The sequence below is a fragment of the Campylobacter concisus genome (assembly GCF_902460575.1).
GTDB classification, from domain to species: Bacteria; Campylobacterota; Campylobacteria; order Campylobacterales; family Campylobacteraceae; genus Campylobacter_A; species Campylobacter_A concisus_AW.
In genome coordinates, this window is the sequence record NZ_CABPUY010000001.1 from 63,036 (window position 1) to 89,292 (window position 26,257).

The window sequence follows — 26,257 nt, forward strand, 5'->3', positions numbered from 1 at the left end:
GATGAAAAAGTTTAAATTTCTAAAATTCCTTGCCCTATTTTTGGCTTTAATGGTCGCTATTTTTTTGATACTGGATCAAATTTATCCACTAAATTTAGACGCACTAAAAAAAGATGAAGCCAAAATTTTGCTTGATAAAAATGGAAACATTATAAATATGAAGCTTAGCAGCGACGGAATTTGGAGATTTCACGAGCAAAGCTTCCCAAACTCGCTAAAACAATGCGTCGTGCTCTTTGAAGATAGATACTTTTACTACCATTTTGGCGTAAATTTTGCCTCCATTTTTAGAGCCTTTTTTCACAACCTAAGAAGCGACAACCGCATAGGGGCCAGCACTATCACGATGCAAGTAGCTAGGATGCTGGAGCCTGGAGATCGAAGCTATAAAAATAAGATAAGAGAAATTTTTAGAGCATTTCAGCTTGAACTTCACTTTAGTAAGGATGAAATTTTAAATTTATACCTAAATTTAGCCCCGTATGGTGGCAATATCGAGGGTGCAAAGGCGGCAAGCTTCTTTTACTTTGGCAAGGAACTAAACGAGCTTAGCTACGCTCAGGCCGCACTTTTAAGCACAATACCCAAAAATCCTAATAAAAATAGGCTTGACCGCGTCTCAAACATAAATGCGCTAAAAAACAGGGTCATAAAGATGCTTTATAAGGCAAAGTTGATCGATCTAAGTGCGTTTAAAAGAGCGCAAGCTGAGCCATTTAAAAATGTAAGGATAAGAGCCGTAGTAAATGCAAATGATTATGCAAATGTCGCTTTTAAAAACCAAATTTCAAAGGCGAGTTTGGATCTAAATTTACAAAAAGATATGCTTAAAATTTTAAAAGATGTGATGTTTTCGCTAAAGGCTAAAAACGCAAATAACGCCGCAGCCGTGGTCATCGACAATAAAAAAATGAGCGTTGTTGCATTTATAGGCTCTCACGATGAGCGCGCACGCGACGGCAAAAACTCAGCCCTAAATATGAAGAGAAACACCGGCAGCACGCTAAAGCCTTTTATCTACTCTCTTGCGCTTGATAGCGGCCTTATCACGCCAAATTCGCAGCTAATCGATACGCAAATTTATGTAAATGAATATGTACCAAAGAACTTTAGTAACGACTTTTTGGGGCTTGTAAGCGCTAAAGACGCCCTAAATTTTAGCCTAAATATCCCAGTTATAAATTTAGACTTAAAGCTAAAAGACAACTCGCTTTATGAGCTGCTTGAAAAGGTAAATTTAGTTGATGAAAACAAGGAGTTTTACGGCTCTTCGATAGTTTTAGGCAGTGCTGAGATGAGCCTGCTTGATCTTGCACATCTTTATACGATATACGCAAATAATGGCATTTATAGGCCGCTTGAGTTTGCTGGGAAAAACTATAAAAATGAAGATAAAAACATAACCCTTATCTCGCCTCAAAGCGCCTATCTAACCGCCAAAATGATGAGCGAGGCCTCAAGATCATATCTAAAAAATGCTTGGCAATACGCGCAAAATACGCCAAAAATCGCCTTTAAAACAGGCACAAGTGCAAACTCACGCGATCTTTACGCCATAGGAGTTGATGAGGACTATACAATAGCCGTCTGGGTGGGCAACTTTAACGCTGAAAAAACTGACAAACTAACTGGGCTAAATGACGTCTCAAAGATCGTTTTTGATATGTTTAAACTTATCGCTCAAAAAAGAAATTTAAGCTTTATGAGCGAGCCAGAGGGCATTGAAAAAGTGCCAACCTGCCTTGATGCTTTTAGCTATGAAACGTGCAAAAAAACTGCGCTTGATGATAGGATAGTTGGAGTTAAACTACAAGATAAATGCGAGAGTTTAAGAGGCGAGGAGCTTGAGTTTTTGATAAAAAATAGCTTTTTAAACAAAGACGAAATTAAAAATAGCCCTTGCGCTGAAGTTTTTAAAGATAAAAAGCCAGTTTTTGCCTATCCATATAACGGCGAAGAGATCGTGACAGATGAAAATGTAACACAAATTATGCTAAAATGCTACGCGTTTTTAGGTGATGAAATTTACCTAAAAGTGGATGATTTGAACTTTTCTAAGATAGAAAATGCAAGTGAAAAAAGGCTAGATCTAACTCTTGACGAGCACACTTTAAAATGCCTTGATCAAAACTCAAATCAAAGTGAAATAACAATAAAACTAAGGAGATAAAATGCAGCAAAAAGCGCTACTTCTAGCACTTTTAGGAGCAGTAAATTTATATGCTTTAAGTCTAAATGGCAATGTCGAGGTGAAGTCGCCTTTAAGCGTGGAATTTGGGCTTGAAGATGATGTTAGCAAAAATCTCATAGGCACGCTAAGCGAGAAAAAGCTTATCTCGTGCGAGCCAGCACTAAGTGGCACGGTGAAATTTAACGCTCAAAGCCTTACGCTTTTTACAAAAGATATGCACGCAGGTGCTGAATACAGCTGTAAGTTAGAAAATGGTAGCAGCGCTAGCTTTGAGACGAAAGAATTTGCGCTTGAGAAGATAGAAAAGCTCTCTGATAGCAAATTTATCCTTAAATTTAATGACGAAGTTAGTGATGAGCTTGTAAAAAAAATAGCCGTAAAAGGTGCAAGCTTTAATGCCTTGCAGCTCTCTCAAAACAGCTTTGAGCTTGATCTTGATAAAAATATAAGCGAGCCTACTTTTGAGTTTGGAGAAAATTTTGAGAGTAAATTTGGCGCTAAACTTGCAGGCGATGGCGTGGTGAAATTTAGTGAGCAGGCAAGCAATGAGAGTGCAAGCATAAACACTGAGGCAAAAAGCTTTGAGATAGCTAAAATTTATCCGACAAGCCTTGATAACGGCATCTTGGCATTTAGAATTTATCTAAAAGAGTGGCTAAGCGATGATAATAATCTAAAGAAATTTATAAAGATAAAAGGCGTAAAAAGCTTTAGCATAAGCGACGTGGCATATAAAAATGACGAAGAAAATGGCGCGCCAAATTCTGAGCTTGAGGGGTATGATTATTACATCGATATCACAAGCGATGAGTTTAAACCGCAAAATAGCTACGAGATCACAATAAAACCGGGCTTTGGAGACGATAGAAATGTCGTAAGAGAGGCCAAAACCTACGAGGTGGTCGCTAGCAACTTCACTCCATTTGCAAATTTCACAAACGAAGAGCCATATATCTCAAGCGTAGGCGAGATCGGCATCAGAAGTGCAAATTTACCTGAGCTAAATGTAAGCGTTGAAAAGTTAAGCGATCAAAATTTTAGATACTTTTTAAATTTCAACGACAATAGCGAAGATCTAAGCAACTTTAGCTCAAAAGTAGCAAGCAAAAGCTACAAGCTAGAGGGTGCGTTAAACGAAATTTCGCTAAATAAGATCAAGCTTGACTTTGCAGGAGCAGGAGATGGCGTCTATAAGATAAGCTTAAACTACGGCAAAGACAAGAGCGTCTCAAAGGTCGTCTATCTAAGCGATATCGCCATAAATGCAAAGCTTGGCAAGGATGAAATTTTCGTCTTTGCAAACCGCCTTGGCGAAAATACAATGCTACCAAACGCAAATGTAAAAATTTATGGCAAAAGAAACGAAGAGATCGCAGTTGGCGCTACAAATGATGTTGGCGTCTTTAAATTTAACAAAAAAGATATCTACAAAGAGATCTCATCGATCGTCGTCTCACTTGGCAAGGAGCAAAATTTCCTCATTATAAAAGATGGCGAAGCGCTAAATGAGGCAAAGCTCATCAGTCAAAATCCAAGCGAGAGCATCGATGCTTACACGCATTTTGCCTCAAATATCATAAGACCAAACGAGAGCTTAAAAGGAGCAATTTATCTAAGAGATAGGGACTTTAACCCGCTTAAAAATATGCCAGTTAAGATCAAATTTATCGATCCACAAGGCAAAAGTAGCGCCCAGATCACGCAAAATACAAATGATGTTGGCATGATAAATTTCGAAAAAGAAATTTTAAGCGATCTAAGCGGTAGATTTAACATGCAGATAATCTACGCTAGCAAAGTGGTAGCGAGTGTGCCATTTTACGTCGAGAGCTTCGTGCCAAACAAGATAAAAAATGACATAGCCATAGACGCGGATAAATTCTTTGCAAACGAGCTAGTAAAGGTAAATTTGACAAGCAGCTATCTCTTTGGCGGAGCAGCTAGCGACCTAGCTGGCAGTATGCAGGTTAGCTTCTTTGATGATGAGTATAAAAATAGCGAATTTAAAGAGTATAAATTTAAAAATGACACCCTAAAAGCAGCTGCTTATCCAAGCATAGAAAATGATCTAACTCTTTCAAAAGATGGCAAATCAAGCCAGATGATAGATCTTAGTTTTAACACCAAAAACGCACCTTCAATAATAAAAGGCGTCATAAATTTCAATGTAAATGATGATGGCAAAAACGTAAGTGACGCAAAAAGCTTTACGCTCTATCCTTATAAAGATATGGTTGGTATCGCTGCTAGCACGGCATTTGCTGATCCAAACGAAGATGTAAAGATAAGAACAGTCGTCGTTGATATGCCAAGCCAAAAGGCAGTGAAGTCAAATTTGAAATTTGATATAAAACGTGTCACATGGCAGTATCAAAGGGACGCAAATGGCTATATAAAATGGATCCAAACGCTTGAAGACGTGGATAGTTTTTATAAAAATAGTGGCGAGTTTAGCTATAAATTTACGCAAAGTGGCTCATACGTCATCACTGCTGCAAATTTAGTAAGTGGCGCGAGCACGAGCCTAGACATCGATGTGAGCGGCTACAACTACTCAACTCTAGCGCCTACAAAAGAGCTTAGCAAGTCTCAGATAAAGCTAAACAAAAGCGTCTATAAAAAAGGCGACGAACTAAGCGCAGACATAAGCTCAGCGATAAAAGAAGGCATCGCGCTTATCACGCTTGAGGACGCAGGGGTTAAAGCCTATAAAGTCGTCAAGATCAAAAACAACTCAGCAAACGTTAAATTTAAGCTAGACTTTGACTTTAATGGCCTTTACGTGAGTGCAAATATCTACCGCATGACTGACGCTGGGCTAACTCCGTTTAGAACCTACGGCAAGGTCTATGCAAACGGCGATAAATCTTCAAGAAAGATAGAGCTTAGCTTAGAAGCGCCAAAAAGCGCAAAGAGCGATGAAAATATCAAAATTTCACTAAAAACAAAGCCAAAAGCTTATCTGAATTTATTTATCACAGATGTTGGCGTGCTTGATATCACATCGCAAAAACCAGCCGATCCGCTTAAGTTTTTTGACAAAATTTTACCTGATGGTGTCTTTGACTACGACATTTATAATATGCTTACAAACTACAAGGTCGAGGGCAAAACGCTAAGCTTTGGCGGTGATGCCGCGGCGATGGCTGTGGCGGCAAAAATGGCAAAGCATGCAAGCCCAGTTGATAGCAAAAATGTAAAAACTTATGCAAATTTAGTGAGCCTTCAAGCAGACGACAAAGGCGAAATTTCATACGAGTTTAAAACGCCAAATGGCTTTAACGGCGCCATTAGAGTAGATGCTGTGGCAAATGACGCAACTGCAATGAACGCCGTAAATAGCGAGATAAAAGTAAAAGATGATGTGATCATTAAGCCAAGTGCTTTGATATATCTTTTAAAAGGCGATGAATTAAGCGCAAACTTAAGGCTTATAAATACGACAAATGCCGACAAAAACCTTACTATAAATGTAGCATCAAGTAAAAATTTAAACATCAAAACGCAAGAAAAAGCCAACCTTAAGCCGCTTGAAAATAAGGCATTTGTGCTTAAAATTTCAGCCCTTGAAACAGGTGCTGGCGAATACAATGTCACAATAAGTGACAAAAATGGCTCAAAAACGCTTCAAAATTTACTTGACGTCGTTAGCCCTTATACGATCAGCACCTACGCAAAGAGCAGCGTCTTTGACAAAGAGAGTAAAATTTCACTCCCAAAAGGCTATCACGATGTAAGCGTTGATGCATCAAGCTCGGTCTCAAGCGTGCTTTTAGCAGCTTCAAAGAATTTAGTAGAATATCCTTACGGATGTGCGGAGCAAAGGAGCTCAAGACTGCTTGCGCTTTTAAATTTAAAACCAAAAGATGAGCTTGAAAAAGGGGATCAAAAGAGATTTATCGCAAGCGGCATAGATGAGCTAGTCAAGATGCAAAAGCCAGACGGCAGTTTTGGCTACTGGAGCGATCTAGGCGAGACAAATGCATTTGCAAGCATCTTTGCAACAGACGTACTTCTTGACCTTAGTGAGGCAGGATATGAGGTAAGCAAAGGCGTCAAACAAAATGCTCTAAATTCGCTCTTAAAATATGCAAACAACGACCTTGAAGCACTTTACGCACTTTATGTAAGCTCACGTGCAAGTATGGCTGACAGATCAATCTTAAATAAAATTTATGACGACAAAGCCTACAACAAAACAGCACTAAGTAAATACCTAATGGCAGCAGCTCTAAAACTAAACGGACTAAATGACGAGGCAAAGGTCGCACTAAAAGATATCAAAAATGCTAAAACAAGCGAAGAAAATGCCTCTGATTTTAGCTCAAAAGTAAGAGATAACGCCTTTATCTTATACTTGCACGCAAAATACTTTGAGAAAAACGACTACTCAGACGACCTTGCAAATTTCTTGATAGTAAATTTAAATGAGCTAAGCTCAACGCAGGAGCGTGCATTTACGCTAAGAGCGCTAAACGCCTACTTTGGCAAAGATAGTGGCGAGAAAAATAATAAATTTAAGCTTAGCTACAACGGCGAAAGTAAAGAATTTGACGGTCTTTTAAGCACGTCATTTACTACAAAAAATGGCGAATTTAGCATCACTCCACTAGGCTCAAATAAGCTTTATGCGACTATCTTAAGCTACGCTTACTTACCGCTTGAGATCAAACATAAGATCGAGCCAAAAGAGCTTGACATCTACCGCGTTTTTGTCGATGAAAAAGGCAAAGAGCTGGGTCTTGACAGCCTAAAAGTAAATGACGTCATCTACTCAAAAGTAGTGATAAACTCAAAAACAATGGTTAAAAATGGCGTTATAAACGAGATTGTAAGTAGCTGCTTTGAGCCGATAAATGAAAATTTAAGCAACTTTAGCAAGAACTTAAAAAACAGCTTGCAAGTTGAGTATAAAAGCGTAAAAGATGACCGCGTGCTAAGCTTTTACACGCTAAGTGGTGACGAAAAAGACGCCGTGCTTTACACGCCTTATCGCGTAAGACTTGGTGGCAAATGCTCGCTTGGTGCAGTCACAACTGAAAATATGTATAACGAAAGACAAAACGACTACGACCTAGCCCAGCGAAGCTTTACTGTCAAATAGCCATTTAAACTCCGGGGCGTTTAACCGCCCCAAGCCCATATTTCCCCACTTTTGCAAAGATTTTTTTAAACAAATTTTAGATAACATTAAGCATTTTTTAAACGAAAGAGGATACAAACAGTGGCAGAATTTTACAATGCAAAAGAGATAGAAGATAAATTTTATAAAATTTGGGAAGAACGTGGATACTTCGAAATAGACGCAAACAAAGATATCCAAAAAGATGGACGTAAATTTTGCATTATGATGCCACCTCCAAACGTGACTGGCTCGCTTCACATCGGACACGCCCTAACCTTCACACTTCAAGATATCATGACTCGCTACAAGAGGATGGACGGCTACAAGACACTTTGGCAGCCAGGCCTCGACCACGCTGGTATCGCTACTCAAAACGTCGTTGAAAAACAGCTTTTGGCTCAAGGGATCAAAAAAGAAGAGCTTGGCCGTGAGAAATTTGTAGAAAAAGTGTGGGAGTGGAAGGAAAAAAGTGGCGGCATGATAGTCCATCAGATGCGAAAACTTGGCATCACTCCGGCTTGGTCACGTCAGAGATTTACTATGGATGAGGGCTTAAGAAAAGCTGTGAAAAAAGCCTTTGTAAATTTATACGACAAAGGGCTAATAGTCCAGAAAAACTACATGATAAACTGGTGTACGCATGATGGCGCACTCTCTGACATCGAGGTCGAACATAAAGAAAACAAAGGTAAGCTTTATCATTTGAGATACTACTTTGCAGATGGACAAAATTTAGAAAACTATCAAGCAGAAGTATCACATGATGAATTTGCTGGTTGCGATGCGAGTTCGAATGAAGCGCACTCTTCGTGCATTGCAGTGAAGAACGAGCAGCAGTCTCCAGCAAAGGCACATGCGAGACAAGGCGCTTATGTCGTAGTTGCTACTACCAGACCTGAAACATACTTCGGCGATACGGCGGTAATGGTAAATCCAAACGACGAGCGCTATAAAAACTTAATCGGCAAAAAAGTGGTGCTACCTATCATAAATAGAGAGATCGAGATCATCGCAGACGAGCACGTTGATATGGAGTTTGGAACAGGTCTTGTTAAGGTCACACCTGCGCACGATCAAAACGACTACGAAGTCGGCAAAAAACACAACCTTGAGTTTATTACCGTGTTTGACGAAAAGGGCATTTTAAACGACAAGTGCGATAAATTTGCAGGACTTGAGAGGCTTGAGGCTAGAGATATCGTAGTAGCCGAGCTTGAAAAACTTGGCAATGTTGAAAAGATAGAAGACTACGAAAACCAAGTGGGATACTGCTACCGCTGCAAAAACGTCGTCGAGCCATACATCTCAAAGCAGTGGTTTGTAAAAAAAGAGATCGCAGATGAAGCGATACAAAAGGTCTCAGAGGGCCTTGCTAAATTTTACCCGCCGCACTGGATAAACAGCTTTAACGCGTGGATGAGAGAGCTAAGAGACTGGTGTATCTCACGTCAGCTTTGGTGGGGACATCAAATTCCAGTATTTTACTGCGATGATTGCGGTTATATGTGGGCTGACGAGGGAGAGCCATGCGAGTGCAAAAAGTGCAAAAGTAAAAACATCCACCAAGACCCAGACGTGCTAGATACGTGGTTTAGCTCTGGTCTTTGGCCATTTAGCACGCTTGGCTGGGGCAATGAAAATGAGCTAAAAAATGAAAAATGGTTTGAAGGCGACTTGGCTGAGTTTTATCCAAACAACCTACTAATCACTGGCTTTGATATATTATTTTTCTGGGTTGCTAGGATGATGTTTCAGGGTGAAAATGCTCTTGGCAAGCTGCCATTTGACGACATCTACCTGCACGCACTTGTAAAAGATGAGTTTGGCAGAAAGATGAGCAAAAGTCTTGGCAACGTCATCGACCCGCTTGATAGCATAAATGAGTATAGTGCTGATATCTTGCGCTTTACGCTAACACTTTTAGCCGTTCAAGGACGCGACATCAAGCTAAGTGACGCTAAGATGAAGCAGGTAAGAAATTTCACCAACAAGCTTTATAACGCGAGCAAATATCTCATGCTAAATGAGAGTAAATTTGCAAATTTAGAGGATATCAAGCTTCAAACAAAGCTTGGAATTTATATGAATAGCCGCTTTAACGAGTGCGTGAGAGAGGTGCGCGAAAACATCGACGCCTACCGCTTTAATGACGCTGCAAACACACTTTATAAATTCCTTTGGGACGAGTTTTGCGACTGGGGCATCGAGCTTAGCAAGGCTGACAAAGCGAGCGTAAAAGAGCTTGGAAGCATATTTAAAGAGGCGATGAAGCTACTAAATCCTTTCATGCCATTTCTCTCAGAGTATCTATTTCAAGAGCTTAGCGGCACACAGCTTGAAAATGCAAAATCGATAATGGTAATGAGCTATCCAGAGATAAAAGAGCGAAATTTAGAGGTTGAGAAGAAATTTGAGCTAGTTATCGAAGCGATCGTGGCTATACGCCGTGCAAAAGCGACCATAGATCTTGGCAACTCAAAGATCGCAAAAGCCTTTGTTAAATTTAACGAAAAAATCGATCTTGACGAAGTAAAAGAGTATATCAAGCTGCTTGCAAAATGCGAAGAGATCGGCTTTGTAGATGAGAAAATCGAAAATTCAATAAGAGACGTGAGCGAAAATTTAGAGGCATTTGTCCCACTTGAAGGGCTTGATATGAGCGGTATCATCACAAGGCTAAGGTCTCAAAAGACAAAGCTTGAAAAAGAGATAGCCAAACTCTCAGGCATGCTAAATAACCAAAATTTCGTGGCAAACGCACCAAAAGAGGTCATAGAGACAAACAAAGAGGCTTTGCAGAGCGCTGAGGCTAAATTTAAAAAAGTATGCGAAGAGCTAGAAGCTCTTGGAGAAAAATAGTGATAAAAATAGAGAAATTAAGCAAATTTTATGGTGATACGCAGATCCTTTTTGATGTAAATTTAGAGGTTAAAAAGGGTGAAATTTTTGCTATCGTGGGACACAGCGGTGCTGGTAAATCAACGCTTTTAAGGTGCATAAATGGGCTTGAGAGCTATCAAGGTGGCAGCCTAAAAGTCTTTGATCAAGAGATAAAAAATTTAGATGAAATGCAACAAAGACATTTAAGACGAGATGTTGGGATGATATTTCAGCATTTTGCCTTGATGGCTAGAAAAAACGTCTTTGAAAACGTCGCTACTCCGCTTAAATTTTGGGGTTACAAAAGCGATGAAACTGAAAAAAGAGTGAGAGAGCTTTTAAATTTAGTCGGTCTTGAAAGCAAGGCAAAAAGCTATCCAAGCGAGCTAAGTGGCGGTCAAAAACAGCGTGTTGCTATCGCTAGAGCACTTGCTTTAAATCCTAAAATTTTACTAAGCGACGAGGCAACTTCGGCTCTTGATCCAAACACGACAAATCAAATTTTAGAGCTGCTTGAAAAGATAAACAAAGAGCTAGAGATCAGCGTCGTCATCGTCACGCACGAGATGGAGGTGGTAAAATCGATCGCAAAACGCGCGATCTTGCTAGAAGGCGGCAAGATCATAGGCTCTGGAAGTATCGAAGAGCTATTTTTAAAGCCAGATGAGAAGATGAAAGAGTTTTTGGGCGAAGTTGAAATTTTGCCAAGCACTGGCACAAATATCAGGCTATTTTTCCCAAAAGAAGTGGCTCAAAACAGCGTGATCACACACATGGCAAGAAGCCTAAATATCGACTTTAACATAGTCTGGGGCAAGCTTGAAAAGCTAAATGACAACGTCCTTGGCTCGCTTGTCATAAACATAGACGAAAAAGATAAAGAAAACGTGCTTAACTATATCAAGCAAAGTGGCGTTTTGTGGGAGGTTGCTTGATGTTTGGTATTGATTTTTCTAAATTTCCAGATGTTTTTTCTAGGATACTTTTGCCAGCTATCGGCGAGACGCTGTATATGAGCATAGTCTCTACCCTGCTCGCCTTTGTCATAGGCCTCATACCTGCGGTTTTGCTCATCCTTTCAGACAAAGACGGACTAAAGCCAAACAAGCAGCTTTATTTTGTACTTGATATCGTTATAAACGTGCTTAGAAGCTTTCCGTTTATCATTTTGATCATCGTGCTCTTTCCGGTCACAAAAATGATCGTAGGCACAAGTATCGGCACCACAGCTGCGATCGTTCCGCTAACTATTGGCGCGGCTCCGTTTGTGGCAAGGCTCATTGAAAATGCCCTAAAAGAGGTTGATAAAGGCATCATCGAAGCTGCTCAAAGCTTTGGTAGCTCGAAATTTCAGATCATCTTTCGCGTGATGTTTGTAGAAGCACTTCCTGGTATCATCTCGGCATTTACGCTAACGCTTATCGTAAATATCGGCTTTTCAGCGATGGCTGGCGCAGTTGGCGGTGGCGGACTAGGATCTGTTGCTATAAACTACGGATACCAAAGATTTCGCCCAGATATCATGCTCTATACCGTGGTTATTCTTATCATTATGGTTCAAATTTTCCAAGTTTTAGGCAACTATCTCTATAAAATTTCAAAAAAATGATTTTAAAAACATTGCAAATGCTAATGCTACACATAAGATAAAAGCGATAAAAATTGCCATAAATTTTGGCTTAAAAAACCTATTAAGAAGTATGATTTCCGGCAGGCTAACCCCTGCCGCCGTTATTACAAACGCTCCAAATGCGGTCGCACTAGCACCCGAGGCAAGAAGTGCTAAGCCAATTGGCACTAGCGATTCTACTCTAACATAGAGTAAAATTCCAAATAATGCCGAAATAAGTATCGAGGCGATGTCACTAGAACCAAGGTAGTTTGAGATAAGCTTTTGCGGAACAAATCCGTGTATAGCGGCACCGATAAACATCGCAAGCAGTATGTAATAAAATAGTTTTTTATACTCTTTTACCGAGTTTAAAAGCGCCATTTTGTAAATATTTTTACTATTTTTTATATCCTTGCAAGAGCAAACTTGTGTCTGATTAACGGGTGTAAAAACAAAGCCTTTAGTTGGATTGTATGGGCTAAATTTTGGTTTTAAAAAATCATCTTTTAAAAATAGATTTTGATCTGCTTTTGATAACAAAAGACCAAAAGCAAGCGATGAGATAAAAATGACCGTAAAATAAATAATGCTAAATTTAAACCCAAAACTCATAAAAAGAAGCGTTAAAATTACAGGATTAACAAGCGGAGAGCTTAACAAAAATACGCTACTAACGCCAAGTGATACGCCGCTTTTTAAAAACCCATTTAAAAGCGGTATAGTAGAGCATGAACAAAACGGCGTAATAGCGCCAACCAAAAACGCCTTGATAAAGCTTGAAATTTTTGTGCTTATAAGGTGCTTTTTGAGTTTTTGACTAAATTTTTCAGATACGATAAATACCAAAAAAGAGACACAAAAAAATAGTAGTGAAATCTCTGTAAAATAAAGTATGAAAAATTTGATAAACTCAAATATATTGTGTTGATTAAAAAGATCGAGCATTTTTTTACCTTTAAATTTTTTATATGATTATATACTAATATAGGAATATAGTCAAGTATAAATTTAGCTCTTTTAAGTTAAAATCATAAAAAAGGTATAAAAATGCAATATGTTGATATTCTTGCGCTAAAAAGCGAATTTATGAGAGTTTTGGCCCATCCTGTTAGGATCGGGATAGTTGAGGTTTTAGGTGATAAAAAGATGAGCGTAGGTGAAATTTGCGAGCTTTTAAATAAAGAACAAGCAACGGTTTCAAAGCATCTTGGGGTATTAAAAAATGGGGGAATTTTAAAAAGCGAGAAGTCCGGACTTAATGTTTTTTACTCGGTTGATATTTGCTGTTTGCCAAATTTTTTGGAATGTTTAAAAAATATTTTAGAGGAAAAAGCAGCCAAAAACTCAAAAAATGCAAGAGGTGTCATAAAAAGTCTAAGATAAATTTCTAAAATTTATTTTTTTTTAAAGTTTATTTATTTAGAATGCGCGAAATTAATTTAACCGAAAGGATCTAAAATGAAATCAGATATGTGCCAGATGTGCCGCCTACTAAAAAACGCGTCGTCGAAAGACTAATCTCTAAGCACAGAATTTCTTTTTAAGTGCTTAGAACTAGCTTAAGCGCTTAAAAAGAAATTTAACCTTCTAGTTTAAATTTATCCTTTTTTGGTGCTTGGCAAATTTTAAAAAAAGGATAATAAATGAAAAAACTACTTCTTACCTCTTTAGTTGCCCTAGGCCTTAGCGTTAGCGCAAATGCTGCTGACAAGTCAAAAACAATAATCGTCGGTGCTACACCTATCCCACATGCTGAAATTTTAGAGGTTGTAAAGCCTATTTTGGCAAAAGATGGCTACGCACTTGAGATCAAAGAATTTAACGACTACACCACGCCAAACCTTGCGACAGAGGACGGCGACCTTGACGCAAACTTCTTTCAGCACATCCCATATCTTGAAGAATTTAACAAAAACAAAGGCACTCACCTTGTAAAAACAGTTGGCGTGCATCTCGAGCCAATGGGCGTTTATTCTAAAAAGATCAAAGATATCAAAGAACTAAAAGATGGCGCAGTGGTCTCTATCCCAAATGATCCAACAAACGAGAGCCGCGCACTTGACATTGTAGCTAGCGCTGGACTTATCAAACTAAATGACAACCCGCTAAAAACTCCGCTTGATATAGTTGATAACCCTAAAAAGCTTAAATTTGAAGAGATCGAGGCTGCTCAAGTGCCAAGAACGCTTGATGACGTTACTATCGCAGTTATCAACACAAACTACGCGCTAAATGCAAATTTAAATCCAACAAAAGACGCGCTTGTGATCGAGGGTAAAGATAGCCCATACGTAAATTACGTAGTTGTTAAAGCTGGCAACGAGAACAGCCCTAAAACTAAAGCCCTTGATAAAGCTATCAACTCACAAGAAGTTAAGAAATTTATCGAGACAAAGTATAACGGCGCTATCATCCCAGCGTTTTAATTAAATTTATAAAAAGCGACGTAAAAGCTTTTACCTTTTTAGCGTCGCTTTAAATCAAATCAAAAAAGGAAAAACAATGAAATTTATCAAACTTTTAACCGCATCTTTAGTTGCTCTAAGCCTTCACGCAGCCGACAAAGACCACACTATCACTGTTGGCGTCTCACCTGTGCCACACGCTGAAATTTTAGAATTTGTAAAACCAAAGCTAAAAGATAAGGGCTATGACCTTGTTATCTCTGAAATTTCAGATTATTCGATACCAAATGTCGCCACAGAAGATGGCAGCTTAGACGCAAATTTCTTTCAACATTTGCCATATCTTGAGGAGCAAAACAAGGCTAGAGGCCTGCATCTTGTAAGCGTTGCGAGCGTGCATGTTGAGCCACTTGGCTTTTACTCTAAAAAGATAAAAGATATCAAAGATCTAAAAGATGGCTCAAAAGTGGCGATCGCTTACGATCCGTCAAATGGTAACAGAGCGCTTAGAATTTTAGAAAAAGCTGGTCTTATAGAGATCGATAAAAACGTAAAAGTTGCAACTGTAAATGACATAACTAAAAATCCTAAGAATTTACAATTTGTCGAGCTAGAAGGTGCTCAGATCCCAAGGACGCTTGATGATGTCGATATCGCTGCTATTAGCACAAATTTTGTCCTTGATCTTGGCATGAGCGTGGCAAAAGACGCACTTTTACTTGAAGACGCCAACAGCCCTTATGCAAACATCATCGTCACAAGAGCTGGCAACGAGAACAACCCTAAGATCAAAGCTTTAGTTGATGCGGTTCTTAGCCCTGATACTAAAAATTTCATCATCACTCGCTACAAAGGCGAAGTTATACCTGCATTTTAAAACGGGGCGAGCTTTCGCCCTACTTCCTTATAAATTTTTACTACCCCATTTAATTTAAATTTTATCACTCCATGTTAGTTACTATTAGTAAATAAAGCTTTGCTACAATGGCTCGCTTTATTAAATTTTCGGAGTAAAAATGCTACATGACATTATTGATTTTATCGTCTCAAGCGTGAGTAGTTGGGGATATGCTGGTATATTTGTGATGATGTTTTTAGAGAGCTCGTTTTTTCCATTTCCAAGCGAAGTGGCGATGATACCAGCTGGATATCTAGCTCACAAAGGCGAGATGAGCTTAGCGCTTGCTTTTATCTCGGGCACGCTTGGTAGCTTGCTTGGAGCCATTTTTAACTACTATCTTTGCTACTTTTTTGGACGTGAGATCATCTTAAAATACGGCAAATTTGTGGGCATCACTCATGAAAAGATGGATAAATTTGAGGCATTTTTTAATAAACACGGCGAAATTTCAACCTTCAACTCACGCCTTATCCCTGGAATTCGTCAGTATATCAGCCTGCCAGCTGGGCTAGCTAAGATGAATATTTTTAGATTTTGCCTATTTACCACACTTGGCGCTGGGATTTGGTGTGCGGTTTTGCTTGGAGTTGGCTATTTTCTAGGCTCAAATCCAGACAAACAGACGCTTCTAACGATCACGATCGCTCTTTTAACTGTGGTTGCGGTAATAAGTGTTATCTATATAGTAAAGCAAAGAAAGAGGTAAATACATATAAAAATACATAAAATTTAGTGTATTTTGCTAAATTTGGCTCAAATTTTTAGCTAAATTTAACTTAGCTGATCGCTCTCATTTTTTCTAATCTAGCTAAATTTCTTGAAATTTTCTCTAGCTCACTTTGCTCGTACACCTCGTTACCTGAGTAGAAAAATTTTATATTTGGAGTTAAATTTACATTTGAAATTTGAAGTTTAAGCTCGCTTATGAGGCGCTTTACCGTCCCTTCGTTTCCGTCTATTATGCTTATATTTTGAGGTAAAATTTCTCTTAAGCTATCTTTAAAATAGTTAAAATGTGTGCAGCCAAGCACCAAAAAGTCAAATTTACTTAGATCAAATTTACCTAGCTCTTCTTTTAGATATGACTTCACGTTTTCGCTCTCAAACTCAGCCTTTTCAGCGAAATTTACAAGGCGAGGCAGAGCTAGCAGCTCGGTTTTATCTTTTGCATTTAAATTTATGATTAGCTCTTTTAGTTTTGCGCCATTTACGGTGACTTGAGTAGCTATGACAAGCGTTTTTAGGGCGTCATCGTGACTTAGATCGTGAGCCTTTTTTACAGCTGGCTCCATGCCGATGATCGGCACGCTTAAATTTGCTCTAAGCTCTTTTATCGCCACGCTTGTAGCTGTGTTACAAGCTACCACGACAGCTTCTGCGCCATTTTTAACAAGAAATTTCACCGCGTCAAAGCTAAATTTTAAAATTTCATCCCTGCTCTTTTGTCCGTATGGGACATTTTTTACGTCTGCGTAATATAAAAATTCATGCTCACTAAGCCTACTTAAAGCTTCGTTTAAGACGCTAAGTCCGCCAAGTCCCGAGTCAAATATACCTATCTTCATTCCCATCCTTAAAGCCTGCAATTATAGCAAATAATATCTTTGTAAGCCGTTTTTTATTATACTTTGGCTCATTTTAAAGTTGGAGCTAAATTTTGGCAGTTGATAAGGTTATTTTCTATCTTTGCGCGACTTTGATCGCCATAAGTATCATTTTCTCACTATCTTTGCCAGTTTTTACAGTTTTATTTTTTAACTACGACGAATTTCACTTTTTCATCCGCCAGTTTGCAGTCGGCTGTATAGGAATTTTTCTCATGTGGTGGCTCTCAAGGCTCAATCCCGACAAAGCGCTCGTTTGGATAGGCTTTGGACTGCTTATCTCGTGTGGCATCGCTATGGGGCTCATGCACGCCTTGCCAGCTTCGATGGTGACTGACTCTGGAGGCGCTAGACGCTGGATTAGGCTGCCTGGCTTTTCGCTTGCGCCAGTTGAGTTTTTCAAAGTCGGTTTTGTCTATTTTTTGGCGTGGAGCTTTACTAGAAAATTTAGCGATGGCAAGAGAACTTTGATGGCTGAGCTAAAGATACTTTTGCCTTATATCATTCTTTTTGGTATCGCTATCTTTCTTATCGCCGTTATGCAAAACGACCTTGGTCAGGTTGTAGTTTTGGCACTTACTTTTGTGACGATGGCGCTTTTTGCAGGGGCTAGCGTTAGGCTCTTTGGTATCGGTATATTAGGCGCTGCCTTTGTCATGACGGTGGCGATAGTTAGCTCAGAACACAGAATTTTGCGTATAAAGTCATGGTGGGGCACGATACAAAACATGGTTCTCTCTTTCTTGCCAGATAGCGTGGCAAACGTGCTTAGAGTGGCAGACGCACCAGAGCCTTATCAAATTTCTCACTCACTAAATGCAATTAAACACGGCGAGTTTTTTGGCGAGGGGCTTGGAGCTGGGATATTTAAGCTTGGTTTTTTAAGCGAGGTGCATACGGACTTTGTGCTAGCTGGCATAGCTGAAGAGGTCGGCGTTTTTGGCATTTTGTGCATCACAGCGATCTTTATCACTCTACTTTATAGGATATTTAGAATTTCAGCTAGGAGCGAAAACAAGGTCTATCACCTATTCTCACTTGGTATTGGGCTTATCTTGTCGTTTTCATTTTTGATGAATAGCTACGGCATCACATCGATCACTCCGATAAAAGGTATCGCTGTGCCATTTTTGAGCTATGGCGGTAGCTCCGTGCTTGCTATATGCATCGGCATCGGCATGGTCTTGATGGTTAGTAAAAAGGCGAAACTATGATAGTTATTTGTGGTGGTGGCACTGGCGGACATTTGGCGATCGCTAGAAGCTTTTGCGAGGAGCTAAATAGACGAGGCATAAAGCCTATCTTCATCGGTTCAACTAGCGGTCAGGATAAATTTTGGTTTGAAAATGATGATAAATTTGCAAAGAAATTCTTTTTACCAAGCAGTGGCGTCGTAAATAAAAGAGGCTTAGCAAAGCTAAAATCACTAACAAATATCATAAGCCTAGCTTTAAAATGCAGGCAAATTTTTAAAGAAAATGGCGTTAAAGCGGTCATCAGCGTGGGCGGCTACTCAGCAGCGCCAGCAGCCATAGCAGCCATCATCTCAAAAACACCACTTTTCATCCACGAGCAAAATGCCGTAACCGGCAAGCTAAATAAAATTTTAAAGCCATACGCAAAGGGATTTTTTAGCTCTTATGATGAGCTCTCACCCTGCCCTTACCCTGTGGCAAATAAATTTTTTGAAAGCCAAAGAATAAGAGGTGAGCTAAAAACTATACTATTTTTAGGTGGCTCACAAGGGGCAAAAGCGATAAATGAGCTAGCTCTAAATTTAGCCCCATATCTTAAAGAAAAAGGGATAAAGATCATTCATCAATGCGGCAAAAACGCCCTTGATGAGCTTAAAAAGCGATATGATGAGCTTGGATTTAGCGAGGCAAATTTAGAAATTTTTGACTTTAGCAAAGAGATAGAAAAGAAGATGAGCGAGGCTGATCTTGCCATATCAAGAGCTGGAGCTAGCTCACTTTGGGAGCTTTGCGCAAATGCCCTGCCTTCTATCTTTGTGCCATTTCCTTATGCTGCTGGCAACCACCAGTTTTATAACGCTAAATTTCTAAAAGATAAAGGCATAGCTGAAATTTGCCTGCAAAATGGCGAAAATTTAGACAAAGATGAGGTTATAAAAATGATCGAGAGCTTTGATCTAAACAAAAGTAGCAAAGCACTAAAAGAGATCCTTTTGCCAAATGGGGCAAAAGAGATAATGGATAAAATTTTAAGCTAGATCCTCGCCTATGGCGTAGGCTTTTAGCTCTCGTAGCTCGTAAATAAGGTAGTGGTAGATAAGCTCGTTTGTCTTTAGGCTCTTGCCTGAAAGCACTGGCTTTATCATCTCGATGATCCTATCTGTGATACCTGCGATCTCAACCAAAAGTAGCTCATCACCCCTTTGTTTTGCCACTCTTATGCAGTTATAAAAAAATGTGTAGATAGTTTTAAAATTTTCCAAAACAACGTTTGAGACGATCTGAGAGTCGAGATGTAAAATTTTATTCATCCTATTTTGTAGTTCCATAAGCTCTGCAAGTAGTCCTCTTATCATCGCTGTATCACCACTTCTTGAGAAGATACTCTTCTTCTTTTTTTTGTTTTGTATCTGATACTCAGCGACTAAGACCTGCATAATGTTTGAGATGTTTATCAGGCTCTCTTGTAAATTTTGATTAGTCTTTAGGCTCACTCCGGCTTTTTCTATCTTGTAGTATAGGCTTTTGTTTGTCTGCTCGAGGTATGAGCTAATGTTTTCGTAGTAATCTTCAGTATTAAAGACGTTTTTAAAAAAACTGCCCTCATCTGTTGTGCTGTAAAGTCTTTTTTTGATCTCTTCGACATTTTTATTAAAAGTAAGCGCATCGATCTTTGTCTCAGGCTCGACAACGCCGTTGTTTTCGATAACTTCCAAGTTTTTCTTAAGCGTATTTATCAGCTTATCAATCTCATTAAAATCCATTTTGCCTCTTTGAAATTTTTGGCTATTTTACTATAAAAAACTGAAGTTTTCGCTTGCAATTCTTAAAAAGATATTTATACTTCTTTTAATAAAATATCTCAAAAAAGGAGCAAAAATGAATGGTGAAGTTTTTAACTCTTGCATTATCGTAGCCTCAATAAAACAAGCTCTAAGGTCAAATTTAGAGCTAAACTACAAAAGCGAAAAATATATAAAAAGCCTAGTTTTTGACTTTATCTTAGGTGATGAGCCAGAAAAAAAAGAGCAAGCTAGCATAAATGAGTGGTTTAAGCACGCCTTAAAGCTTGGGCTAAGCGACGTGAGATATGCCACAAATTTGAGCGTCACATCAGAGGAGCGCTCGCTGCAAGGCTTTTCAAACGTAAGCTACAAGTCTATTCTTTGCATTTATAAAGATAAAATGAGCTATCTCGTGCCTCACTGGAGCTTTGAAGAAGACAAAAAGGGCTGGGATATAGTCTATAAAGAATTTAGTCTAAATGGCATGCCGGAGATTCAAAAATTTAGTGATAACACTTTGGAATTTAAGGATCTTCTCACAAAAATCGCTAAATTTGCAGATGAGATAGAGTGTGAGAATTTTGGCGATTGCTTTAGAAAGGGGCTAAAAGCGCTAAACGAGCCAGAAAAGATAGAGCAAAATATCCTAAATGCGCCACTTATGCCAAAGCTAAATTTGGCTCTTTTTAATGCGGCAAGTGCAGCTGATGTCTTTGGTGGTATGGGCTCATGGAACGACGACGCAGCAGGCTGGGCGAAGCATAAAAAACGAGGCAAAGAATATGATGAGCTTAGTGCAGAGCTTTTTACACAGATGCATAAAGCCACTCTTTTTGCCATAAATGAATGGTAGCTAGCCGTTTATATGATATATCTTTTTTCGCTGGCTTGAGCTACCGATGTTTAGAATTTTGCGGTACTTTGTGATGGTTCGGCGAACGATTTGGATGTTAAATTTAGCTTGGATGAGCTCTTGGATCTTTAGATCAGAAAGAGGCTTTTTGTGATCTTCATTTTTGATAAGCTCTAGTAAAAATTCCTTTATCGCGGCGTTTGAAGTCTCTTCGTCAAAGCCAGTTGCAAAGAAATTTTTAAGTGCGACCGTGCCTCTTGGAGAGCTTAGATATTTGTTTGCGATCGCTCTTGAGATGGTTGAAGGGTTGCGCCCTAGCTCGTCTGCTAGGTCTTTTAGTTTCATAGGCTTTATGTCGCCACCCAAAAAGTAGTCGTACTGATACTCAACTATCATGAGCCCTATCTTATAAAGTGTCGCCTTTCTCATCTCAAGGGCGTCTATGAGCTCGCTAGCCTCTTTTATGCGCGAGCTTACAAAGGCCTCTTTCTCGTCTAGTCCCTCGGTGTCGATAGAAATTTCAGGATAATAGTCGTCATTTATCTGCACACTTATGCCACTACTTGTGCTTAGCACGAAGATGTCAGGCACCGCCTCTTTTTCATCTTCAAGATACTCAATGGCTGGGGGATTTTTAAATTTCTTTATTATTTTTAGCGCGTCGTCATAGAATTTAAGCTTTCTAAGCTTCTCTATATTTTCAAAATTTAAGATGATCTTTCTTGCGCACTCTATGATCTCTTCACTTGCCTCTGCCTCGCTTAGCTGAAATAAAAAGCTCTCTTTCACATCCTTTGCACCCACACCACATGGCTCAAGGTAGGCAAATCTAGCCCTAACTCGCTCTACTTCGCTCTCGCAAAAGCCAGTAAAAATTTCATCATCATAAGAAAAATATCCCTCATCATCTAAACACTCGATGATCTTATATGCTATATCTTGGGACTTTTGCGTGGGAAAAAGTGGTGGATTTATCTGGCTAACGAGCTTTTCATAAAGGCTTTCTTTATATATGCTTAAAGCCTCGATGCTCTCGCTAACCGAGTTTTTGCTAACCTGCTCGAAAAAATTTCGCTTTTTTTCGCTTTTTTCTAAATTTTTATGCTCGATCGTGGCAAATGGGTTTTCTTTTATAAAAGGCTCAAGCGTCTCTTTTAGCTCATCAAGCCCGCTTTGAAGGATAGGAAGCCAGCTTCTTAGCGTTTGGTTTAGTTTGATCTTTGGCGCTAAAGTTTGCTTTTGCCTTAGCATCATCTACTCAAGTAGCTTAAATTCTTCGCCAAGATAGTGCGTTCTAACAAGCTTGTTGTTTGCCACTTCGCTCGCACTGCCACTTGCTAGCAGCGAGCCATCTTTTATGACGTAGGCTCTGTCACAAATGGCTAGCGTCTCACGGACATTGTGGTCAGTTATCAAAACGCCGATGCCTAGCTTTTTAAGGTCTCTAACGATGCTTTGGATGTCGCTAACTGCGATAGGATCGACGCCTGCAAATGGCTCATCAAGCAGCAAAAATTTTGGCTTTATGATGAGACTTCTAGCGATCTCACAGCGTCTGCGCTCGCCGCCACTTAGGCTAACGCCATTTCTTAGGCGGATAGGCTCGATATTTAGCATATTTAGCATCTCATTTACTCTTTTAGAGATCTCTTCTTTGCTTTGATTTAAAATTTCAGCCCCAAGGAGCAAATTTTCTTCAACGCTTAGCTCTTTAAATATGCTTGACTCTTGCGGCAAATAGCCAATACCAAGGTGCGCTCTTTTGTGAAGCGGGACGTTTGTGATCTTTTCGTCGTTTAAAAAGACATCTCCGCTAGTTGGCGAGATGAGCCCGCAGATCATATAAAAAGTGGTCGTCTTTCCCGCACCATTTGGCCCAAGAAGCCCCACGACTTCGCCGCTATTTACCTCTAAAGATATACCTTTTATGATCTCACTTTTTTTAATCGTCTTTTTTAGATCTTTTACTTCTAGTTTATGCACTTATAACCTCGTATTTTCTGCCATTTTTGCTAGGAGAAATTTTTACTAACGTATAGCTCTCGCCGTTTTTCTTTAGAGCTTTTTCTAAATTTTCATCGCCCCACTCTACTAGATGAAGCCCCTCTTCAAATAAATTTTCAAAAAGGCCATTTTTTGCCATCCCGTCAAATCCGATCTGATAGATGTCGTAGTGGTAGATATCTTTACCATAAATTTGCATCAAAGAAAATGTGGGCGACGTCACGCTATCTTCTATGCCATGCGCCTTAATGATCGCCTTTACAAGAGTCGTTTTGCCACTTGCTAGATCGCCACTTAGTAGCACCACGCCACTTTTTGGCAGCAGCCGCACAAGCTCATCAAGCTCATTTTCTAAAAGCTCAAAAACCATCAAAGCTCTTTTACATATTCGCTCTGGGCGCTTTTTGGTATGCTTTTTGTAGTTGGGATCGCTAGCACCTCATATCTCGCCTCACGAGCTAGAAATTTGATAGTGATCACGTCGCCGATCTTGACATCTTTTGCCGCTTTTGCCTGCATGCCGTTTATGCTCACAACGCCGCTTTTGCACATATCTTCGCTAACGGCACGCCTTTTGGTGATATTTACTACGTTTAAAAATTTATCTACTCTCATGCGGCGGATTTTAACAAAAATAGCCTTAAATTTTTAATCCTTTAGATATTTTAAAAGCTCTTTTAAATTTAGAGGTATGACGCTGCCGTGCGTCTCATTTTTAAAAAGCTCAAAGTGAGAATTTACGCCACTTTGCTTTAAAATCAAAGCCAAATCGCTCGCCTTTAAAATGCCAGCTTTCTCTGTCTTGCCCTTTCTCTTTTCAAGCTCGCCAACGCTAAGAAAGACAAATTTAGCTTTTAGTTTCTCTTTAAATTTACCCTCGCTCACATTTTGCTTTAAAATTTCAGACTCGCCCCACCAAAGAGATGGCGAAGCGATAAAGAAATTTGAAAAGATGCCATCATTTTTTAGCAAGGCGTAAAGCGTAAAAAGCCCGCCAAAAGAGTGTCCATAAAGGCTCTTTTGGCTGCCCTGCACGTTAAATTTCTCATCAACTAACGGCACTAAATTTCTTGTTAAAAAGTGGTAAAACGCATCTGCGCCACCACCTTTGCTAAACTCCTCGCCCTCTGCCTTTGGCGTGAGATCTCTTGTGCGTTTTTCTACTTCGTAGCTTTTGTTGCTGTCATATCCTATGCCTATTATTAGTGGGGCAGCCTTGCCATCAAATTCATTTAAAAGCATGTTAAACTGGGTATTTGCATCAAGCAAGAAAAGCACATTTTTAAACTCATTTTGCCCCTTTAGCTTAGCTGTGAAAATTTTATAAATTTCATCATTTGCGCTCATTTTAAAGGTTGAAATTTCAAATTTACTAGCAGCTTTTTGGCTAAGTGGCTCAGGCGTTTGGCTAGGTCCTGCGTGCAAAATTTGCGTCACACCAAGCGTAAAAAGCAAAATTTTAAACGCTCTTACCATTTTGCAGCGACCTTAAACCAAAATCTCCTGCCCTCTTGCGGATACCAGTAGTAGTTGCCGTCGTCTGCTAACGCCTCATCGTATCTTACTTTATCAAAGATATTGTAGGCATTTAGGCTAAGCGTTAGGTGCTTGTTTGCGTCCCAGCTGACGCCTGTATCGAAGGTGAGTAGGTCTTTTGTGTTCTCTCTTACTCTGTTGCCAGCACCGAAATTTACGCTTGTTAGCTTGCTCTCGTAGTTTGCGCCAAAAAATGTCTTGACGCTTTTTACAGGCTTATATGTAAGCGTAGCGTGAAGTGTGTGCTCTGGCGTTGCTGTTAGGCTTTTGCCATCAAGTCTAGCTAGGTCTGTCTCGCTAAATTTCATAGGGCCTCTTGGCGTGTTTATCGTTGGGTTGCCGGTTTTTATCTTTGACTTATTATAGGTGTAGTTTGAGCTTAAATTTAGGTTTGAAAGGATGTCATAGTCGCCACTTAGCTCTACGCCCCAAACGGTTGCACCCTCAATGTTAAAGTAAGTTCCCCAGCCAGGGCAACCCACACTTGGGATTTTTGCGCTTGGCGGGCAAGGACCAAAGGCTGGAATTTTATTTACATTACTGCCGTCGGTGTCTAGGATTTTATCTTTAAATTCATTTCTAAAAAGCGTCACCGAGCCTCTAAGATCAGCTTGATTGTCATAATATGCCCCAACTTCATAAGTCGTGCTCTTTTCTGGTTTTAGATCTTTATTACCAAAATCAACTATCCTCCAGCCACCTTGGATAGTGCCTACTTCTGGAGAAATTTGATTGACATCTGGGGTTTTATAGCCAGTTGCTACGCCACCTTTTAAGCTTAGCGTATCTGTGGCGTTATAGACTAGGTAAGCTCTTGGCGAGAGGTGGTTGCCAAAAAATTCATTGTGCGTGAGCCTTGAGCCAAGCGTTAAAAATAGCTTCTCATCTAAAATTTGCCACTCATCCTCGATAAATCCCGCATGCTCGCTCATCGAGTAGGTCTTTGGATCTTTTAAGCCGTTTCTTGAAGCGTTTGAGACGATGAAGGTCGTGCCGACATTTTGCTTGCTAAAGTCATAGCCAAAAGTTAGAGTGTGTGCGCCAAAAAAGGTTGTAAATTTAGAGTTGAAGTTGTGATTTTTAGCTTTTGCAGGTATGAGGCTGTCAAAAAGGCTCGTTCTTTGCGTCTGGTCATAAATGTAGCTGATATCGGCATTTAGGCTATCAAATTCTCCAAGGTAGCCCACTCCATAGCTCTTTTTCTCATAGTCATAGGCGTTTAAAACCTTATTTGTCTTTATAGTGGCTGTTTTGCCGACGGTGCGCGAGTAGTCGTGTTTTTCACTTGAGCCAAGGATGAAAAATTTATTGTGCTCATCTGGAGTGATCCAAAGCTTTGCGCTTAAATTTCTCTTATCACTCTTTTGATAACCGCCTTTGTAGTTGTCTTCATCTCTTAGCTTTTTGTATCCCCAAAGCTGAAGTGCGAAAAGGTCCTTATAAAGAGGCAAATTTAGATAAAAGTCGCCCTGCCTGCCATCACCTATGCCTTTGTGAGTGTTTATCATCGTTGAGATGCCGACGTTACCGCTAAATTTTGAAAAGTCCTTTTTGGTAATGATATTTATCACACCACCAACTGCGTCGCTACCATAAAGCGAACTCATAGGGCCACGGATGACCTCTATACGCTCGATCGCCTCGGCTGGTGGGATGAAATTTGAGTTCATGTCCCCTGCTCCGCCCTTTGGGTTTGCACTGCTTGAATTTACTCTTTTGCCATCAATCAAAACTAGCGTTTGAGACTTCTCCATGCCGCGTATCGAGATGCCACTAGCTGGACCATCCTCGCCGCCAACGACATTTACGCCTGGCACTTTTTGGGCGATTGAGTGAAGTGAGGTAAAGCTATCTTTTGTTAGCTCCTCGCCCTTTATTACGCTTATGCTTGCAGGGGCTTCTTTTATCTGCTGCGAGAAGCCGCTCGCGCTTACAACGACGCCATCTAGCTTGGTTTCGTTATTATCTTTCTCTACTGCATAGAGAGAATTTGCCACACAAGCACTAAGGCAAATGGCAATAAATTTTGATCTATTCACGGATATCCTTTTGTTAAATTTAATTTTTGATAATGAAAGCGAAACGCAAATTTAACAAAGCAAGCATAAAAACAATATTAATTATCATAATTTTAAATAACAATACAGAAAAATTTATGAAAATAAA

The 26,257-nt window shown here is 39.6% G+C and carries 21 protein-coding genes; 12 read left to right on the forward strand and 9 right to left on the reverse strand.

The window, feature by feature from the left end; genetic code table 11:
- The first annotated feature begins 1 nt into the window (after window position 1).
- From pbpC to F3G76_RS00310, 5 genes are all read left to right on the forward strand, one after another.
- Window positions 2-2,170, forward strand: coding sequence for a penicillin-binding protein 1C (gene pbpC / locus F3G76_RS00290; RefSeq protein WP_149705596.1), 2,169 nt, complete (start codon window positions 2-4; stop codon window positions 2,168-2,170).
- A gap of 1 nt (window position 2,171) precedes the next feature.
- Window positions 2,172-7,295 carry an alpha-2-macroglobulin family protein gene (locus F3G76_RS00295; protein ID WP_149705597.1) on the forward strand — a complete coding sequence of 1,708 codons (5,124 nt, stop codon included), beginning with the start codon at window positions 2,172-2,174 and terminating at the stop codon, window positions 7,293-7,295.
- 120 nt (window positions 7,296-7,415) lie between these two features.
- The gene (locus tag F3G76_RS00300) at window positions 7,416-10,175 is read left to right on the forward strand and encodes a valine--tRNA ligase (protein WP_149705598.1); all 2,760 of its coding nucleotides are present in this window, start codon (window positions 7,416-7,418) and stop codon (window positions 10,173-10,175) included.
- Window positions 10,175-11,131, forward strand: a complete 957-nt coding sequence (locus tag F3G76_RS00305; protein WP_149705599.1) for a methionine ABC transporter ATP-binding protein — start codon at window positions 10,175-10,177, stop codon at window positions 11,129-11,131. The genes F3G76_RS00300 and F3G76_RS00305 overlap by 1 nt, the downstream gene beginning before the upstream one ends.
- Complete coding sequence (locus F3G76_RS00310; protein WP_149705600.1) at window positions 11,131-11,805, forward strand: methionine ABC transporter permease; 675 nt, start codon at window positions 11,131-11,133, stop codon at window positions 11,803-11,805. The genes F3G76_RS00305 and F3G76_RS00310 overlap by 1 nt, the downstream gene beginning before the upstream one ends.
- Here the strand turns inward: F3G76_RS00310 and F3G76_RS00315 are convergent.
- Window positions 11,794-12,753 (reverse strand): permease, encoded by a 960-nt coding sequence (locus F3G76_RS00315; RefSeq protein WP_149705601.1) that lies wholly within the window; start codon window positions 12,751-12,753, stop codon window positions 11,794-11,796. The genes F3G76_RS00310 and F3G76_RS00315 overlap by 12 nt on opposite strands.
- A gap of 102 nt (window positions 12,754-12,855) precedes the next feature.
- On the opposite strand from F3G76_RS00315, the gene F3G76_RS00320 reads away from it, so the two are divergent.
- From F3G76_RS00320 to F3G76_RS00335, 4 genes are all read left to right on the forward strand, one after another.
- The gene (locus F3G76_RS00320; RefSeq protein ID WP_103599125.1) at window positions 12,856-13,191 is read left to right on the forward strand and encodes an ArsR/SmtB family transcription factor; all 336 of its coding nucleotides are present in this window, start codon (window positions 12,856-12,858) and stop codon (window positions 13,189-13,191) included.
- Window positions 13,192-13,451: 260 nt separating this feature from the next.
- Complete coding sequence (locus F3G76_RS00325) at window positions 13,452-14,234, forward strand: MetQ/NlpA family ABC transporter substrate-binding protein (protein ID WP_149705602.1); 783 nt, start codon at window positions 13,452-13,454, stop codon at window positions 14,232-14,234.
- Window positions 14,235-14,310: 76 nt separating this feature from the next.
- Complete coding sequence (locus F3G76_RS00330; RefSeq protein WP_149705603.1) at window positions 14,311-15,090, forward strand: MetQ/NlpA family ABC transporter substrate-binding protein; 780 nt, start codon at window positions 14,311-14,313, stop codon at window positions 15,088-15,090.
- A gap of 139 nt (window positions 15,091-15,229) precedes the next feature.
- Window positions 15,230-15,820, forward strand: coding sequence for a DedA family protein (locus F3G76_RS00335; RefSeq protein WP_149705604.1), 591 nt, complete (start codon window positions 15,230-15,232; stop codon window positions 15,818-15,820).
- 70 nt (window positions 15,821-15,890) lie between these two features.
- Here the strand turns inward: F3G76_RS00335 and murI are convergent, their stop codons facing one another.
- Entirely contained in the window at window positions 15,891-16,679 is a 789-nt protein-coding gene (gene murI / locus F3G76_RS00340) for a glutamate racemase (RefSeq protein ID WP_149705605.1), read from the reverse strand.
- A gap of 92 nt (window positions 16,680-16,771) precedes the next feature.
- Here murI and F3G76_RS00345 point away from each other — a divergent pair, with 92 nt between their 5' ends.
- Together F3G76_RS00345 and murG are read left to right on the forward strand one after the other, a co-directional pair.
- The gene (locus F3G76_RS00345) at window positions 16,772-17,932 is read left to right on the forward strand and encodes an FtsW/RodA/SpoVE family cell cycle protein (RefSeq protein WP_009293817.1); all 1,161 of its coding nucleotides are present in this window, start codon (window positions 16,772-16,774) and stop codon (window positions 17,930-17,932) included.
- Complete coding sequence (gene murG / locus F3G76_RS00350; RefSeq protein WP_149705606.1) at window positions 17,929-18,951, forward strand: undecaprenyldiphospho-muramoylpentapeptide beta-N-acetylglucosaminyltransferase; 1,023 nt, start codon at window positions 17,929-17,931, stop codon at window positions 18,949-18,951. Before F3G76_RS00345 ends, murG begins: the two co-directional genes overlap by 4 nt.
- On the opposite strand, the gene F3G76_RS00355 is transcribed toward murG, so the two are convergent.
- The gene (locus F3G76_RS00355; RefSeq protein WP_149705607.1) at window positions 18,943-19,677 is read right to left on the reverse strand and encodes an imidazole glycerol phosphate synthase; all 735 of its coding nucleotides are present in this window, start codon (window positions 19,675-19,677) and stop codon (window positions 18,943-18,945) included. The genes murG and F3G76_RS00355 overlap by 9 nt on opposite strands.
- Before the next feature lie 115 nt (window positions 19,678-19,792).
- Here F3G76_RS00355 and F3G76_RS00360 point away from each other — a divergent pair, with 115 nt between their 5' ends.
- Complete coding sequence (locus F3G76_RS00360; protein ID WP_149705608.1) at window positions 19,793-20,551, forward strand: hypothetical protein; 759 nt, start codon at window positions 19,793-19,795, stop codon at window positions 20,549-20,551.
- Here F3G76_RS00360 and F3G76_RS00365 read toward each other — a convergent pair whose 3' ends face one another.
- From F3G76_RS00365 to F3G76_RS00390, 6 genes are read right to left on the reverse strand one after another with little or no spacing between them, the layout of a single operon-like run.
- On the reverse strand, window positions 20,552-21,802 hold the full coding sequence (locus tag F3G76_RS00365; protein WP_223227408.1) for an RNA polymerase factor sigma-54: 1,251 nt from the start codon (window positions 21,800-21,802) through the stop codon (window positions 20,552-20,554). It abuts the gene before it with no gap.
- A 3-nt stretch (window positions 21,803-21,805) separates the two neighbouring features.
- Entirely contained in the window at window positions 21,806-22,534 is a 729-nt protein-coding gene (lptB, locus tag F3G76_RS00370; RefSeq protein WP_149705610.1) for an LPS export ABC transporter ATP-binding protein, read from the reverse strand.
- Entirely contained in the window at window positions 22,527-22,925 is a 399-nt protein-coding gene (tsaE, locus tag F3G76_RS00375) for a tRNA (adenosine(37)-N6)-threonylcarbamoyltransferase complex ATPase subunit type 1 TsaE (RefSeq protein WP_148823091.1), read from the reverse strand. Before tsaE ends, lptB begins: the two co-directional genes overlap by 8 nt.
- Window positions 22,925-23,170, reverse strand: coding sequence for an RNA-binding S4 domain-containing protein (locus F3G76_RS00380; protein ID WP_103603933.1), 246 nt, complete (start codon window positions 23,168-23,170; stop codon window positions 22,925-22,927). The genes tsaE and F3G76_RS00380 overlap by 1 nt, the downstream gene beginning before the upstream one ends.
- Before the next feature lie 33 nt (window positions 23,171-23,203).
- A complete protein-coding gene (locus F3G76_RS00385; RefSeq protein WP_148823090.1) occupies window positions 23,204-24,031 on the reverse strand; it encodes an alpha/beta hydrolase in 828 nt (275 codons plus the stop codon).
- Window positions 24,025-26,130 (reverse strand): TonB-dependent receptor domain-containing protein, encoded by a 2,106-nt coding sequence (locus tag F3G76_RS00390; RefSeq protein WP_188116261.1) that lies wholly within the window; start codon window positions 26,128-26,130, stop codon window positions 24,025-24,027. The genes F3G76_RS00385 and F3G76_RS00390 overlap by 7 nt, the downstream gene beginning before the upstream one ends.
- Window positions 26,131-26,257 lie beyond the last annotated feature (127 nt).